This is a genomic window from Pseudonocardia sp. Ae717_Ps2 (assembly GCF_001932475.1).
Taxonomy (GTDB): Bacteria; Actinomycetota; Actinomycetes; order Mycobacteriales; family Pseudonocardiaceae; genus Pseudonocardia.
Window position 1 is genome coordinate 5,015,750 of sequence record NZ_MCIS01000001.1, and the last position, 13,319, is coordinate 5,029,068.

At 78.0% G+C, this 13,319-nt stretch carries 12 protein-coding genes; 3 read left to right on the forward strand and 9 right to left on the reverse strand.

Features of this window, described 5'->3' with window-relative positions; genetic code table 11:
• The first annotated feature begins 61 nt into the window (after nucleotides 1–61).
• Complete coding sequence (locus tag Ae717Ps2_RS22925) at nucleotides 62–850, forward strand: IclR family transcriptional regulator C-terminal domain-containing protein (RefSeq protein WP_020624595.1); 789 nt, start codon at nucleotides 62–64, stop codon at nucleotides 848–850.
• Between the two features lie 15 nt (nucleotides 851–865).
• On the opposite strand, the gene Ae717Ps2_RS22930 is transcribed toward Ae717Ps2_RS22925, so the two are convergent.
• The 9 genes from Ae717Ps2_RS22930 to eccCa all read right to left on the reverse strand — a co-directional run bounded on the left by Ae717Ps2_RS22930 (nucleotide 866) and on the right by eccCa (nucleotide 10,324).
• Complete coding sequence (locus tag Ae717Ps2_RS22930; RefSeq protein ID WP_075333887.1) at nucleotides 866–1,195, reverse strand: hypothetical protein; 330 nt, start codon at nucleotides 1,193–1,195, stop codon at nucleotides 866–868.
• Nucleotides 1,189–1,470: a hypothetical protein gene (locus Ae717Ps2_RS22935; protein ID WP_075310176.1), complete on the reverse strand. Its 282-nt coding sequence runs from the start codon at nucleotides 1,468–1,470 to the stop codon at nucleotides 1,189–1,191. Before Ae717Ps2_RS22935 ends, Ae717Ps2_RS22930 begins: the two co-directional genes overlap by 7 nt.
• Before the next feature lie 146 nt (nucleotides 1,471–1,616).
• Nucleotides 1,617–2,954 (reverse strand): phosphoglucosamine mutase, encoded by a 1,338-nt coding sequence (gene glmM, locus Ae717Ps2_RS22940; RefSeq protein WP_075333888.1) that lies wholly within the window; start codon nucleotides 2,952–2,954, stop codon nucleotides 1,617–1,619.
• An 11-nt stretch (nucleotides 2,955–2,965) separates the two neighbouring features.
• On the reverse strand, nucleotides 2,966–3,565 hold the full coding sequence (gene rpsI / locus Ae717Ps2_RS22945) for a 30S ribosomal protein S9 (protein WP_369804852.1): 600 nt from the start codon (nucleotides 3,563–3,565) through the stop codon (nucleotides 2,966–2,968).
• Nucleotides 3,562–4,005: a 50S ribosomal protein L13 gene (gene rplM / locus Ae717Ps2_RS22950; protein WP_020622762.1), complete on the reverse strand. Its 444-nt coding sequence runs from the start codon at nucleotides 4,003–4,005 to the stop codon at nucleotides 3,562–3,564. Before rplM ends, rpsI begins: the two co-directional genes overlap by 4 nt.
• A gap of 234 nt (nucleotides 4,006–4,239) precedes the next feature.
• Nucleotides 4,240–4,530 (reverse strand): WXG100 family type VII secretion target, encoded by a 291-nt coding sequence (locus Ae717Ps2_RS22955; RefSeq protein WP_075312780.1) that lies wholly within the window; start codon nucleotides 4,528–4,530, stop codon nucleotides 4,240–4,242.
• 14 nt (nucleotides 4,531–4,544) lie between these two features.
• Complete coding sequence (locus tag Ae717Ps2_RS22960; protein WP_075310172.1) at nucleotides 4,545–4,847, reverse strand: WXG100 family type VII secretion target; 303 nt, start codon at nucleotides 4,845–4,847, stop codon at nucleotides 4,545–4,547.
• Nucleotides 4,848–5,003: 156 nt separating this feature from the next.
• Nucleotides 5,004–6,461 (reverse strand): type VII secretion-associated protein, encoded by a 1,458-nt coding sequence (locus Ae717Ps2_RS22965; protein ID WP_075333889.1) that lies wholly within the window; start codon nucleotides 6,459–6,461, stop codon nucleotides 5,004–5,006.
• On the reverse strand, nucleotides 6,458–10,324 hold the full coding sequence (eccCa, locus tag Ae717Ps2_RS22970; RefSeq protein ID WP_075310168.1) for a type VII secretion protein EccCa: 3,867 nt from the start codon (nucleotides 10,322–10,324) through the stop codon (nucleotides 6,458–6,460). The genes Ae717Ps2_RS22965 and eccCa overlap by 4 nt, the downstream gene beginning before the upstream one ends.
• A gap of 118 nt (nucleotides 10,325–10,442) precedes the next feature.
• Here eccCa and eccD point away from each other — a divergent pair, with 118 nt between their 5' ends.
• Both eccD and mycP read left to right on the forward strand, forming a co-directional pair.
• Entirely contained in the window at nucleotides 10,443–11,837 is a 1,395-nt protein-coding gene (gene eccD, locus Ae717Ps2_RS22975; protein ID WP_075310166.1) for a type VII secretion integral membrane protein EccD, read from the forward strand.
• Nucleotides 11,834–13,243, forward strand: a complete 1,410-nt coding sequence (gene mycP, locus Ae717Ps2_RS22980; RefSeq protein ID WP_075310164.1) for a type VII secretion-associated serine protease mycosin — start codon at nucleotides 11,834–11,836, stop codon at nucleotides 13,241–13,243. The genes eccD and mycP overlap by 4 nt, the downstream gene beginning before the upstream one ends.
• The last annotated feature ends 76 nt before the right edge of the window (nucleotides 13,244–13,319 follow it).

A 13,319-nucleotide genomic window follows, 5' to 3' on the forward strand; every position in this document is an offset into this window, starting at 1 on the left:
GCAAGACCGGGGCGCTTCCGGCCCGCCGGTAGGGTCGGGCGTCCGACGGGAGAGGGGTCCGATGACGGCGGAGCCGGCCGGCCAGGAACGCCACTTCGTGCGGGCGGTGGAGCGGGCGTTCCGGGTGGTCCGCGCGTTCGGGCCGGACACGCCGTCGATGACGCTGAGCGAGGTCGCGTCCCGCACCGACCTGGACCGGGCGACGGCCCGGCGGCTGCTGCTGACGCTCGTCGACCTCGGCTACGCGCGCCGCTCCGGGCGGGACCGCTTCGAGCTGACGCCGCGGGTGCTGGAGCTCGGCTACGCCTACCTGTCCGGACTGTCGCTGGTCGACGTCGCGCTGCCACACCTGCAGGCGATGTCCTACGAGCTGCGGGAGACCGCGTCGCTCACCGAGCTCGACGGGCCGGACGTCGTGTACCTGGCCCTGGCGCAGAGCTCCCGGTTGAGCGGGCTGCGCATCACCGTCGGCACCCGGTACGAGGCGTGGGCGACGTCGATGGGCCGGGTGCTGCTGGCCGGCCTGCCCGACGACGAGCTCGACGCGCACCTGGCGTCGGTGACGGTGCAGCGGCGCACCGACCACACGGTGCGCGACGTGGCGGCCCTGCGCGAGGCGGTCGTCGCCGCGCGGGAGCAGGGCTGGGCGCTGGTGGAACGGGAGCTCGAGGACGGCCTGCGGGGGATCGCCGCGCCGGTGCGGAACCGGTCGGGGCGGGTGATCGCCGCGGTCAACGTGTCCACCCACGTCGGCGTGGCCTCGCGGGAGGAGCTGACCGGGCGGCACCTGCCGCGCCTGCTGGAGGCCGCCGCGGGGATCGAGGCGGACCTGGTGGCCTCGGATCTCTGAGGCCGTTCCGCCTGCTCACCGCTCGTACGGGCCGGCGAGCGAGGGGGCCACGGGACCGCGGCGGTCGGTGACGCGCGTCCCGGTGAGACCGGGCAGCCGCATGCCGGGGACGGCGTCCTCCGCCCGGGTCGCGTCGCGCGCGGCCTCGTCGGCCAGCCGGCCCACCTCGCGCCCGACGAGGTCGAGCCGGGCCGTCACCGCCTCCCCGGCCGGGTCGTCCCACGCGGCGGCGACGGCGGCGCGGATCCCGGCGAGCAGACCAGCGGTGTCGTCGAGCCGGTCCACCAGCGCCCGCAGGGCCGTGGCCTGGTCCGCGGCGCCGGCGTCCGGGCCGCCGGTCAGCACGGTCGCGCCCCGCCGGGGCCGGGCCCGTGCCGGGGGTCGGGGGCGTCCCGGAACGCGGTGGCCGCGGCGGTGTCCGCCACCCGGGCGGTGGCCGCGGCGCGCCGGGCCGCGTCGGCCAGCGACGCCAGCTCGTCCGCGACCCGCCGCAGCCGGACCGCGCGGTCCCCGTCACCGGGGCCGGTCGCGGGGGCCTCGGTCAGCCCGGCAGCCAGGTCCGCCAGCCCGCGGGCCGCGCGGTCGAGCGCATCGGGGTCCCGCCGCACGTCCGGTCGCATCGCCCCAGCATGGCGACGGGCCCGCGCCGGCGGGCCCGGACGCGCGGATCCGGTTCGCCATCGCGAACCGGAGTCGCGGCAGGCCGGCCGGACGACGTCGGGGCCGCCACCCGGTGTGGGTGACGGCCCCGATCGGCGTGCGTCGGTCAGCGCGCGGCGGCGACGATCTCGGCCAGCCGGCCCGCGACAGCATCGGCCTCGTCCTCGCTGGGCGCCTCGACCATCACGCGGACGAGCTGCTCGGTGCCCGACGGGCGCAGCAGCACCCGGCCGGTGTCGCCCAGCGCCGCCTCGGCCTTCGCGACGGCCTCGGCCACGTCCGCCGACGCGGCGACCGCGTCCTTGTCCGCGACGGGCACGTTGCGCAGCACCTGCGGCAGCACCGTGACCACCGAGGCCAGCTCGGCCAGCGGGGTGCCGGTCTGCGCGACCCGCGACATCAGCCGCAGGGCGGTGAGCAGACCGTCGCCGGTCGTGGCGTGGCCCGGCAGCACCACGTGCCCGGACTGCTCGCCGCCGAGGGTGAACCCGCCCTCGCGCAGCCGTTCCAGCACGTAGCGGTCGCCGACCTTGGTGGTGTCCAGGGTGATCCCGGCCTCGCGCATGGCGATGTGCAGGCCCAGGTTGCTCATCACCGTGGCGACGAGCGTGTCGTGCGCGAGCTCGCCGGCCTCGCGCATGGCGAGTGCCAGCACCGCCATGATCCGGTCACCGTCGACGACCGCCCCGGTCGCGTCGACGGCCAGGCAGCGGTCGGCGTCACCGTCGTGGGCAATGCCGAGATCGGCGCCGTGCTCCAGGACCGCGGACCGCAGCAGGTCCAGGTGGGTGGACCCGACGCCGTCGTTGATGTTGAGACCGTCCGGCTCGGCGTGCAGCGCGATCACGTCGGCGCCCGCCTGCCGGTAGGCCTCCGGCGCGGCCAGCGCCGCGGCGCCGTGTGCGCAGTCGACGACCACGCGCAGCCCGGACAGCGAGCCCGGTGCGGCGGACAGCAGGTGCGCGACGTAGACGTCGGTGGCGTCCGGCGCGTCCCAGACCCGGCCGATGCCGTCACCGGTCGGTCGGGCACCGAGACCCTCGGCGAACTGCTGCTCGATCGCGTCCTCGACGTCGTCGGGCAGCTTGTGACCGCCCGCGGCGAAGAGCTTGATGCCGTTGTCGGGCATCGGGTTGTGCGACGCGGAGATCATCACGCCGAGGTCGGCGCCGGTCTCGGCGACCAGGTGCGCGACGCCCGGGGTCGGCAGCACGCCGACCCGGATCGCGTCCGCGCCGGCCGAGGTGAGCCCGGCGACGACCGCGGCCTCGAGCATCTCGCCGCTCGCGCGGGGGTCGCGTCCGACGACCGCGAGGGGCCGGCGGCCGGAGCCGTTCGAGAGCGTGCGGGCGGCCGAGGCACAGACACCAACGGCGAACTCCGGAGTGAGGAGTTCGCCGTTGGCCAGGCCCCGGACGCCGTCGGTTCCGAAGAGACGAGGCATCCGGTGTGCGATCAGCGCTTGGAGTACTGGGGCGCCTTACGGGCCTTCTTGAGGCCGTACTTCTTGCGCTCGACGGCGCGGGCGTCACGGGTCAGCCAGCCGGCCTTCTTCAGCGGCGGGCGGTCCTCGGAGTCCAGCTCGACCAGCGCACGGGCGATCGCCAGACGCAGAGCGCCGGCCTGACCCGCGGTGCCGCCACCCTTGAGGTTGGCGAAGATGTCGAAGCGCTCGGTCTTCTCGACGAGGACGAGCGGCTCCTTCACGATCTGCTGGTGCAGCTTGTTCGGGAAGTACACCTCGAGCGGCTTGCCGTTCAGGGTGAACCCGCCGGTGCCCGGCAGCAGCCGGACGCGGACGACGGCCTCCTTGCGGCGGCCGACGGTCTGGACCGGGCGGTCGCCCAGCACGGGGGCCTCGGCGGCGAACTCGTCGGCGTCGAAGTCGGCGGCGTCACCGATGGTGTAGTCGACGTCGGCGACCTCGGTCTCGGTGGCCTCGGTCTCGGTCGCCTCGGCGGCCGCACCCTCGGTCTCGACCGCGTCGACGACCTCGTCGGGTCCGTTCTCGGGGCTGGTCACGGGCTGTCCCTCTTCGTTGCTCGGGGTGGTCACTGGCTGACCTGCTTGATCTCGAACGGCTGCGGCTTCTGGGCCTCGTGCGGGTGCGCCGGGCCGGCGTAGACCTTCAGCTTCTTGGCCATGGCGCGGCCGAGGCGGTTCTTCGGCAGCATGCCCTTGATCGCCTTCTCGACGAGGCGGTCGGGCTGGCTGTCGATCATCTCGCCGACGGAGCGCTGGCGGAGGCCACCCGGGAAGCCGGAGTGGCGGTAGACGAACTTGTCGGCCCGCTTGTTGCCGGACACCGAGATCTTCTCCGCGTTCACGATGACCACGAAGTCGCCGTTGTCGACGTGCGGGGCGTAGGTCGGCTTGTGCTTCCCGCGCAGCAGCGTGGCAGCGTGGGTGGCGAGCCGACCGAGGCGCACGTCCTCGGCGTCGATCACGTGCCAGGCGTGCTGGATGTCGCCGGGCTTGGGGCTGTACGTGGGCACGGATCTACCTCGTCGTCGTTCTCGGCTGGTGGGCCGTCCGCACGGGTTCCGGCCCACTCTCTAGTCTCTGGTTCCTCAGCGTGCTGCTGGTGGACGCCGGAGGGACGCTCGATCCCGCCGCTGTCGCCGGAGGACGGCGCCCGCGGGTCTCCACCGCTGCACAACGAGAGCCAAGGGTACCCGCCGGTTCCGGGGGCGGACGCAAGGGGGTCGTCCGGGCCCCCGGACCGGGGGTCAGGCGAACCGGGCCCGGTTCGCCTGCTCGGTGTCGCGGTAGTTCTGACCGGCCTGGCCGACCAGCTTCCCGATGGTGCCCAGGGTGGTGGTCAGCTCGGCCGCCGAGGTGTCCCACTTCTGCTGCGACGCCTGGTAGGTGCTGGCCGCGTCACCGGTCCAGGTCCCGACCATCGGCGCCAGGTAGCGCCGCAGGTCCTCGAGCTGGGAGTTGATGCGCGCGGTCGTCGCGACGGTGTCGGCCGACGCCCGCTCGAGCGCGCTGAAGGTGACCTTGATCTCGGATCCCACGATGTAGCTCCCCCTCACCCGAGCACCGACGTGATGGCGGTGCGGTTCTGGTCCTCCTGCTGCTGGTACGTCGTCGCCGTGCCGCCGAGCTGCTCACCAATCGCGCCGAGCGCCTCGTTCAGCCGCCGTGCCTCGGTGTCCCACTTGGCCATCAGCTGGGCGAACGCCGTCGCCGCGCTGCCGGACCACTGCCCCTGCAGCGGCCCCAGCTGGCTGCGCAGGCGGGCGAGCTCGCCGTTGACGGCGTCGCTCACCGCCCGCACCTGGCCCGCCGCGCGCACCATCTCCTCGGTCGTCGTACCGAACCCGTCGGCCATGGACCCCACCTCGTCCCCGTCCCGTCGCCCGGCCGGTCGGGTGTCCGGCGACCAGGCCCGGGGACGCGGTGTCCCCGGCCCGCGCACAGTGGCAGGGCGGCCGGGCCGCCGTGGCCGAACGGCGCGGACCGTTCGCGACCGGGAACGCCGCCCGGGTCACCGCACCCGGTGCAGCGAGGCGACGACCTCGGCGCAGGCGGGCGCGACCGGGGCGACGGCGGGCCTGCGGCACCCGGCGACGAGCTGGTCGGAGCCGTCGAACACGACGTGCCAGTCGACGACGGTCCCGTCGCCGGGGTCCTCGCTCCACCGCAGGACCGGCCGCCCGCCGACCGTCGCGCTCGCCGGGCCCTCCCCGCCGACGAGTGCGGCGAGCTCGCGACGGGCACGGTCGGGCTCGCGTCCGGCGTCGTAGCCCAGCGGGCTGCGCTCCAGCACGAGCAGGTCGGCACCGTCGGGGCTGCCGACCGGGGTGAGCAGCACCCGTCGACGCTGCGGGTCACCGCCAGTGTGCTCCCAGCCGATGGGCAGGGTGGCGGCGTAGCCGTACTGGACGACCGTCGCCCCGGCCGGTGGCGCCGGGTGCGGGCCCGCCAGGAGCAGCCCGGCGCCGAGCAGGACCGCGCCCAGCACACCGGCGACGACGATCGCCGCCCGGGCCCGGTCCGGGCCGTCCGCGAGCGGGGTGGCGGGGACGGGTGCCCCGGCCGGTCCCGGCTCCGCCGGGCCCGCTCCCGCGCCGGGGTCACCGGGCCAGGGGGCGGCGCGGCCGGCGCCCTGGCCGGGGCCGGGGTCGGGGTCGGCACCGGAGGCCGGACCGAGCTCGGTGCCCGGCCCTGAGCCCGGCCAGGTGTCCGGCCCGGTGTCGGTGGACACACCGGCCCCGAGCACGGCCGCACCGACCACCGCCGCCGCCTCCGGCCCCCAGGGCTCGCCGCCGGCGGGACGCAGCCCGGCGACACGCACCGGGCAGGGCAGCACCGGGCGGGGCAGCCGGGCCCCGGCACGATCCGCGGGCCGCGCCGGGTCCCGGCCGTCCGCGCACCCGGCCGCCTCGGGGCCCGGCCCACGGTCGTCCCCCCGACGGTCCGGGCAGGCACCGGACCCGGCGCGCCGATCCGGGGCGTCCGCCACGAGGAGCGGGCCGACCGTCCCCGCGACCACGACCAGCTTCGCACCGGTCGCCCGCACGAGCGCCGCGAGACCCGCCGGGTCAGCGAGGTCCGAGAGGTCAGCGAGGTCCGACAGGTCAGCGAGGTCCGACAGGTCGGTGCCCGGCTCCCCCACCGGCTCCGGCACCCCGTCGCGTACGAGGGTCGCGCCGTCGTCGTCGACGACCAGGACCGGCCCGTCCGGCAGCTCCGGTTCGGCCGCGAGCACCGCGACCGCGGCCGGGACCACCAGCACCCGCGGACCTCCGGGGAAGGCACCGCCCGCCGTCGTCCCGACCCGGACGACGACGCCGGGCGGATCGTCGCCGAAGAAGTCCGCGACGGCCGTCGCCGGGGGTGTGCCGGGTGGGGCCGCGGCGACCAGGCGCAGCCCGCCGGCGTCGGCGGCGGCGAGCAGCACCGCGTCGCGGCGGTCGTGCACGGCGACCGCGACGCCGCTCACCCCGGCTCGGTCCAGGCCAGCTGCACCCGGCGTGCCCCGGCCCGCCGGTCGACCAGCACGGCCCGTCCCGGCGGCATCGGCCCGGGGCGGACCTTCTCCAGCAGCGCACCCTCGTCGGGGCTGCCGGAGCCGACCAGGCCGGGGGCGCCGAGCTCGCGCAGCCGCCCGAGTACCGGGTCGAACAGCGCCCGCCCGGCGCCGCCGGTGCGCCGCGCGAGGACGACGTGCAGCCCGACGTCGCGGGCCTGCGGCAGGTACTCGGCGAGCGCGAGCAGCGGGTGCGTCCCGGTCGATCCGGCCGCGGGGACGACGAGGTCGTAGTCGTCGACGAGCAGCCACACGTCCGGTCCGCTCCACCAGGACCGTTCCCGCAGCTGGGCCGGGGTGACGTCCGGACCGGGCAGCCGCCGTCCGAGGGAGCCCGCGATCTCGGCGCAGGCGTCGGTGGTGGCCTGCGCGGTGGAGGTGTGCGCGAGCAGGTGGCTCTGCGGGATCCCGCCGAGCAGCGTCCGCCGGTGGTCGACGACGACGATCCGCGCCCGGTCCGGCGTCCACCGCGCGGCGATGCCGTGGGCGAGGGTCCGCAGCAGCGTCGTCTTTCCGCCGCCGGAGTCGGCGAAGCAGAGCAGGTGCGGCTCGTCCGGGTCGAGCTCGACGGTGGCGAGCCGGTCCTCGTCGACGCCGAACGCGGGCCCGCGGCCCGGTCCGGGCGGGAGCTCGGCGACCTCGATCCGGGCGGGCAGCAGCCGCACCGGGCCGACCGACGGGCCGTCCCAGGCGTCGTCGATCGCCCGGGCGGGGTCGGTGCCGGGGACCAGGCAGGGCGCGGCGAGGACGGTGGCCTCGCCGTCGGCGGACAGGCCGTGCCCGGGCAGCGCCGGCACGGCGGCGGCACGACGCCGGTCCACCTCGGAGTCCGACGGGTCGCCCAGCCGCAGCTCGACCCGGCTGCCGAGCTGGTCCTTGAGCGCCGGCCGGATCTCGGCCCAGCGGGCCGCGGACAGCGCGAGGTGCACGCCGTAGGCGAGCCCGCGGGCGGCGAGCGCGGTCAGCTTCTCGTCCAGGTCCTCGAACCCGGCGCGCAGCGCCGCGTAGCCGTCGACGACCAGCAGCAGGTCGGTGGCGGGCACCTCGGCGAAGCCGCCCGCGGCGCGCCGGGCCCGGAACTCCTCGATCCCGGCGACGCCGTGCGCGGCGAACAGCTGCTCGCGCTCGTCGACGGCGGCGACGGTCTCGGCCACCACCCGGCGCACCAGGTCGGTGCCGCGACGGTCGGCGACGGTCCCGACGTGCGGCAGCCCGGCCAGCGGGGCCAGGGTCCCGCCGCCCAGGTCGAGCACGTGCACGCCCAGCTCGGCCGGGGTGTGGGTGAGCGCGAGCGCGGTGACGACGGTGCGCAGCGCGGTCGACTTCCCCGACCGCGGCCCTCCGACGACGGCCAGGTGCCCGGCCGCGCCGGACAGGTCCAGCACCAGCGGGTCGCGCCGCTGGGCGTAGGGCCGGTCGACCAGACCGATCGGCGCGGCGAGCCGTCCCACCGGCCCCGGCGCGCACAGCCCCCGCCCGGTCCGGACCAGCGGGTCGCCCAGCACCACCGGCAGCGGCGGCGGCTCCGCGAGCGGCGGCAGCCACACCCGGTGCGCGCATGGGCCGGGCCCGGACACCGCCTCGGCGATGCGGTCGAGAACGGTGCCGGTGGGTGCCGGCTCGGGGTCCGGCGCCGGGAGCTGCGCCGAGGCGGGCAGCGCCACCGGGCCCGCGCGGAACGGCAGCGCGACCCGCGGCGCCCCCGGGGCCCGCCGGCGCGCGAGGCGCGGGGTGTCCGGGCCGGAGACGTAGGCGGCCCGGAAGCGCACGAGCTCGTCGGTGCCCGCGGACAGGTACGCGGCGCCGGGCGTCGGTGGGAGCAGGTGCGCGTCGGGCACGCCCAGCACCGCGCGGGACTCCGCGGCGGAGAACGTGCGCAGCGCGATCCGGTAGGACAGGTGCGACTCCAGGCCGCGCAGCCGGCCCTCCTCCAGGCGCTGCGAGGCCAGCAGCAGATGGATCCCGAGGGAACGGCCGAGCCGGCCGATCGTCACCATCAGGTCGATCATCTCCGGCCGCTGGGCGAGCAGCTCGGAGAACTCGTCCACGACGACCAGCAGCGACGGCAGCGGGTCCAGCGGCGCCCCGTCCCGACGCAGCGCGTCGTGCTCGGCCAGCGACGACAGGTTCCCCGCGGCGCGCAGCACCTCCTGGCGACGGGTGATCTCCCCGGCGAGCGCGTCGGCCATCCGGTCGACCAGGGTCAGCTCCTCGGCCAGGTTGGTGATCACCGCGGAGGTGTGCGGCAGCCCGGCGAGCCCGAGGAACGTCGCGCCGCCCTTGAAGTCGACGAGCACCAGGTTGAGCTCCTCGGCCGTGTGCGTCGCGACCAGCCCGAGGACCAGCGTGCGCAGCAGCTCGCTCTTGCCGGAGCCGGTCGCGCCGATGCACAGCCCGTGCGGCCCCGCACCGCCCTGTGCGGACTCCTTGAGGTCGAGCAGCACCGGTCGGCCGCCGCCGTCGGTGCCCAGCGGGACCCGCAGCCGCTCCGCGGGGCCCCGTCGCGATCGCAGCACCGCGACGCCGCCGGAGTCCGTCGTGGACAGACCGAGCAGCGACGGCAGCCCGGCCGCCGAACTGTCCACACCGGACGCAACGACGTCGGCGGTGCCGTCCGGGCGGTAGCGCGCGAGCCGCCGCGCCAGCGCCAGTGCCTCGGCGACGACGAGCCCGTCGGGGACACCGACCTCCCGGCCGCCCGGCCCGCCCCGGCGCAGCGTGCGCACGCCGTCGGGCCCGGTGCCGGCGGCCAGGCGCAGCACCGACGCCGCGGGCCTGCGCCCGCCCGCGGGCCCCAGCCGCAGCACCGTGACGCCGGGCAGCCCGGCCCAGGCACCGGGGGTGTCGGCCGCACCGTCCAGCACGACGAGCAGGTGTTGCTGGGCCGCGGACGGCTCGTCCACCCACCAGCGCCGCACTCGGTCCGGGTCGTCGGTGATCATCCGGACCGGCCCGACGGCGTCGGTGCGCCGCGGGTGCGCCACGTGCGGCAGCCACTTCGCCCACTCCCAGCGCGCGGCCGCACCCCCCGGTGCGACGACGGCGAGCCGCGCGTCGTCGGGGCCGTGCCAGGTGACGTACTGGGCGACCAGGGCCCTGGCGAGGTCGAGCACCGGTGCGGCGTCCGGGTCCGGCTCGAGCCAGATCGTCGCCGACGCGCGGGTGTCGACGGCCACCGGGAGATCGTCCACCGTGGACCAACGGCGCAGGAACCGGCGCAGTGCCAGTGCGGACAGCGGTTCGAGTGTCTCCATCGGACCGGTGTGCGGCGCGGTGAGCCGGGTGGCGAGCCGCTGGGTGCCGCGCCCGGCGCGCAGGCGGCCGAAGTCGTCGTCGCCGGGGCGGCGCTCCCACAGCCGGTCCGCGGCGAGCACGTCCGGCCAGGCTGCCGGGTCGGGGTGCACGGTCTCCAGCGCGTGCCGCTGCTCGGCGGCGATCGCGCGGGCCCGCCCGCCCAGGACGTCGAGGTAACGCAGGTAGTCGCGGCGGTCCTCGTCCATCGTCGCGGTGCGTGCTCCGGCGCCGCGGCCGCCGCCGGCCAGCATGCCCAGCGCGGACAACGCGAACATCCCGCCGAACAGCCACGTGCTCGTGTCCCCGCGCCCCAGCACGACGAACAGCAGCGCCCCGCCGACCATCGCCAGCGGCAGCAGCCGTTGCACGAGGCCGCCGGGGACCGGGCGCTCCGGCTCGGGCGGCGGTTCGAGCACCAGCTCGCCGCCGGGCAGCTCGGGCACCGAGCGCCGCGGACGTCGCACCCCGACGGTTCCCGCCATCGCCTTCCTCCCGTTCACGGTTCTCCCGAACGCCCACGGCGGCACCGGGACCGTCGGATACTCGCAGCCGCCCCGGGCCCGCCGGGGCCGTTCGGAGAGATCCGTCAGGGAGCCGCTCGTGACCTCCGTCCTGCCCGTACCGGCCGCGACCGATCCCGGCGACCCGACGTCCGCCGCCACGTCCGGGCCCGTGCCCGGCCGCTGGACCCGGGTCGGGGTGCACACCCCACGCGGACGCCTCGACGTGGCGCTGCCTGCCGACGTCGCCGTCGCCGAGCTGGTCCCGATGGTGCGTGAGCTGCTGGGCCGCGCCACCGCGGACACCCCGCAGGCGTGGCGGTTCACCGGGCCCGCGGGCGGACCGCTGCCCGCGGCCGCCACCCTCGACGAGCTCGGCGTCCGCGAGGGCGAGCTGCTGCACCTGGGCCCGCCGCGCCCGGCGCCGGCGCCGCCCGTCCTCGACGACGCCGCCGAGACCGTCGCCGGCGCGGTGCGCGAGGCGGCCGACGCCGCCGGGACGGCGCGCTGGTCCGGCACCGCCGCGGCGGTCCTGGCGACGGCCGCCGCGGGCGCCGTGCTGTCCACCGTGGACGGACCGTGGCGGCCGTGGGCGTGCGCACTCGCCGCCGTGGGCGCCGTCGGTGCGCTGGTGGTCGCCCACCGCGGCCGCCACGACGACCGGCTCGCCACCGCCGCCGCACTCTGCGCGGTTCCCGCCGCGGCGACGGCCGGGCTCACCGCGCTGCCCGGGCCGGCCGGGGCGGGGGCGCTGCTGCTCGCCGCGGCCGGGGCCGGACTGGCCGCCGCCGCGGGCCAGGCGATCGCCCGGGCGGTGTCCCCGGTCCTGCTCGCGGTGGCCCTGGCCGCGTCCGGGACCGCCGTGGCGGCGCTGGCCCGGCTGCTGCTGGAGGCCCCGGTGACGGCCGTCGCCGCCGGTCTCGCGGCCCCGGCGCTCGCCGCCGGGCCGCTGCTGCCGCGGCTGGCGCTGCGCCTGGCCGGGATCCCGGCCCCGGCGGTCCCGACCGACGCCGACTCCGTCGCGGGCGCCGAGCAGGTGCTGCCCGGCGCGGAGCTGACCGCCCGGGCCGGGCTGGCCCGCGGGCTGCACACCGGGACGCTGGCCGGCACCGCGGTCGTCGCCGCCGGGGCGGGCGCCGTCGCCGCGACGGGGGGCTGGACCGGTGGTCTGCTGCTGGTGGTGACGGCGGCGGTGCTGCTCCTGCGGGCCCGTGCGCTCGTCGAGCCCGCGCCGGCCCGCATCCTGACCGGGTCCGCGGTGGTCGCGGTCGCCACCGCCGCCGTCCCGGCAGCGCTCGCGCTGGAGCCCGCGCCGCGCCTCGCCGTGGCGGCGGGGCTGCTGCTCGCCGTCGGACTGGGGGCCGCCGCGGCGCGGGCGACGCCGTCGCCGCCGGCCCGCCGGGCGCTCGACGTGTGCGAGCTCGTCCTCACCGCCGCCGCGGTGCCCGCCGCGCTGGCCGCGATGGGCCTGTTCTCCCTGGTCCGCACCCTGTGACCGGGCCCGTCCGGCACCCCGCTGCCGCCCCACCGACGGCAGCACCGCGGATCGCGCCGCTGCTGGCGGTGCCGCTGCTGGCCGCGTCGGTCCTCGCGCTGCCCACCCCGCCCCCGTCACCCGTTCCCGCCGCCGTCGCCCCCGCCATGTCCTGCGCCGTCCGCACCCCCTGTGGGGTCGCCGCACCCCGCGCAGCAGGTGCGGGAGCAGGCGGAGGGGTGCGGACGAGGCCTGCCGTCGCGGCCGCCGAGCCCGGGCCGCCGGGACCGGCCGACGGGTTGCGGCAGACCCGCGCCTGCACCCCGCCCGGCGACGACGGCCCGGGCGCCGCCCGCGGTGCGGTCCCGCAGCCGCCACCGGGGCTCGCGACCGGCGCGGGGCAGCTCGTCGCCGTCGTCGACACCGGGGTCGCGCCGCTGCCCCGGCTGGCCGGACGGCTCGTCGGCGGCGGGGACTACCTCACCGGCGGCGACGGTCTCACCGACTGCGACGGCCACGGCTCCGACGTCGCGCTGCTCCTCGCCGGGGCCGCCGACCCGGTCACCGGGCTCGGCGCGGGCATGGCGCCCGGCGCGCGGATCCTGTCGCTGCGCCAGTCCTCGGGGCGGTTCGCCGTACGCGGCACCGACGGCACCGAGCGACCCGCCGGCGAGATCCGCACCCTGGCCGCGGCGATCGACCGGGCCGTCGCACTCGGTGCGAGCGTCGTCAACGTGTCCGAGGTGGTGTGCGTGCCGTCCGCGCAGGTCGACTCCGCGGGGGGCGCACTGCGCGAGGCCGTCGACGACGCCGAGCGGGCCGGGGTGCTGGTCGTCGCCGCCGCCGGGAACATCGACGAGGCGGGCACCTGCACCGGCGACCCGGACCTGCGGCCGCTGCCCGCGTCCTACGACTCGGTCCTCGCCGTCGGGGCGGTCGACGGCGACGACGTCCCCGGTGACTTCTCCGTGCCCGGCCCCTGGGTGGACCTCGCCGCCCCGGGCCAGGACCTGCCCCGCCCGTCCGGACCGGACGGCGCGGTGGTCCGCGGGACGTCGTACTCGGCACCGCTGGTCGCGGGGACCGCGGCGCTGCTGCGCGAGCGGTTCCCGATGCTCACCCCGCGCCAGGTCGCCGACCGGTTGCGTGCCACGGCCCGCCCCAGCGCGGGCGACGGCCGCACCGGCCACGGCGTGCTCGACCCCGGGGCCGCGCTGACCGCCGAGCCGCTGCTCCTGACCCCGGACGGTCCCGCCGGTCCCGGCGACCGCGCCGGCTCACCCGGGGCGGGCCGGGCGCCGCTGCCGCTCGCGACAACCCCGCCGCCGGACCTGCCGGCGGTGGCCGGGGTCGGGGCGGTCGCGGCGGTCGGCGGGGCGCTCGTCGCGGCGCTGGCGGGGCTGCGGCGCCGCCCCAGGCGCCCCTGACCTCCGACCTCCGGCACTCCTTGCCCTGCACAGCCGCTCGCCCAGCAGCCGCCCGCAGCCCGCCGGTGTCGCCGCC

Excerpts from the sequence above, each read along its gene's own strand:
- glmM (WP_075333888.1), bottom strand. The coding sequence starts at position 2,954 with ATGCCTCGTCTCTTCGGAACCGACGGCGTCCGGGGCCTGGCCAACGGC.
- Ae717Ps2_RS22935 (WP_075310176.1), bottom strand. The coding sequence starts at position 1,470 with ATGCGACCGGACGTGCGGCGGGACCCCGATGCGCTCGACCGCGCGGCC.
- eccCa (WP_075310168.1), bottom strand. The coding sequence starts at position 10,324 with ATGGCGGGAACCGTCGGGGTGCGACGTCCGCGGCGCTCGGTGCCCGAG.
- Ae717Ps2_RS22925 (WP_020624595.1), top strand. The coding sequence starts at position 62 with ATGACGGCGGAGCCGGCCGGCCAGGAACGCCACTTCGTGCGGGCGGTG.
- Ae717Ps2_RS22960 (WP_075310172.1), bottom strand. The coding sequence starts at position 4,847 with ATGGCCGACGGGTTCGGTACGACGACCGAGGAGATGGTGCGCGCGGCG.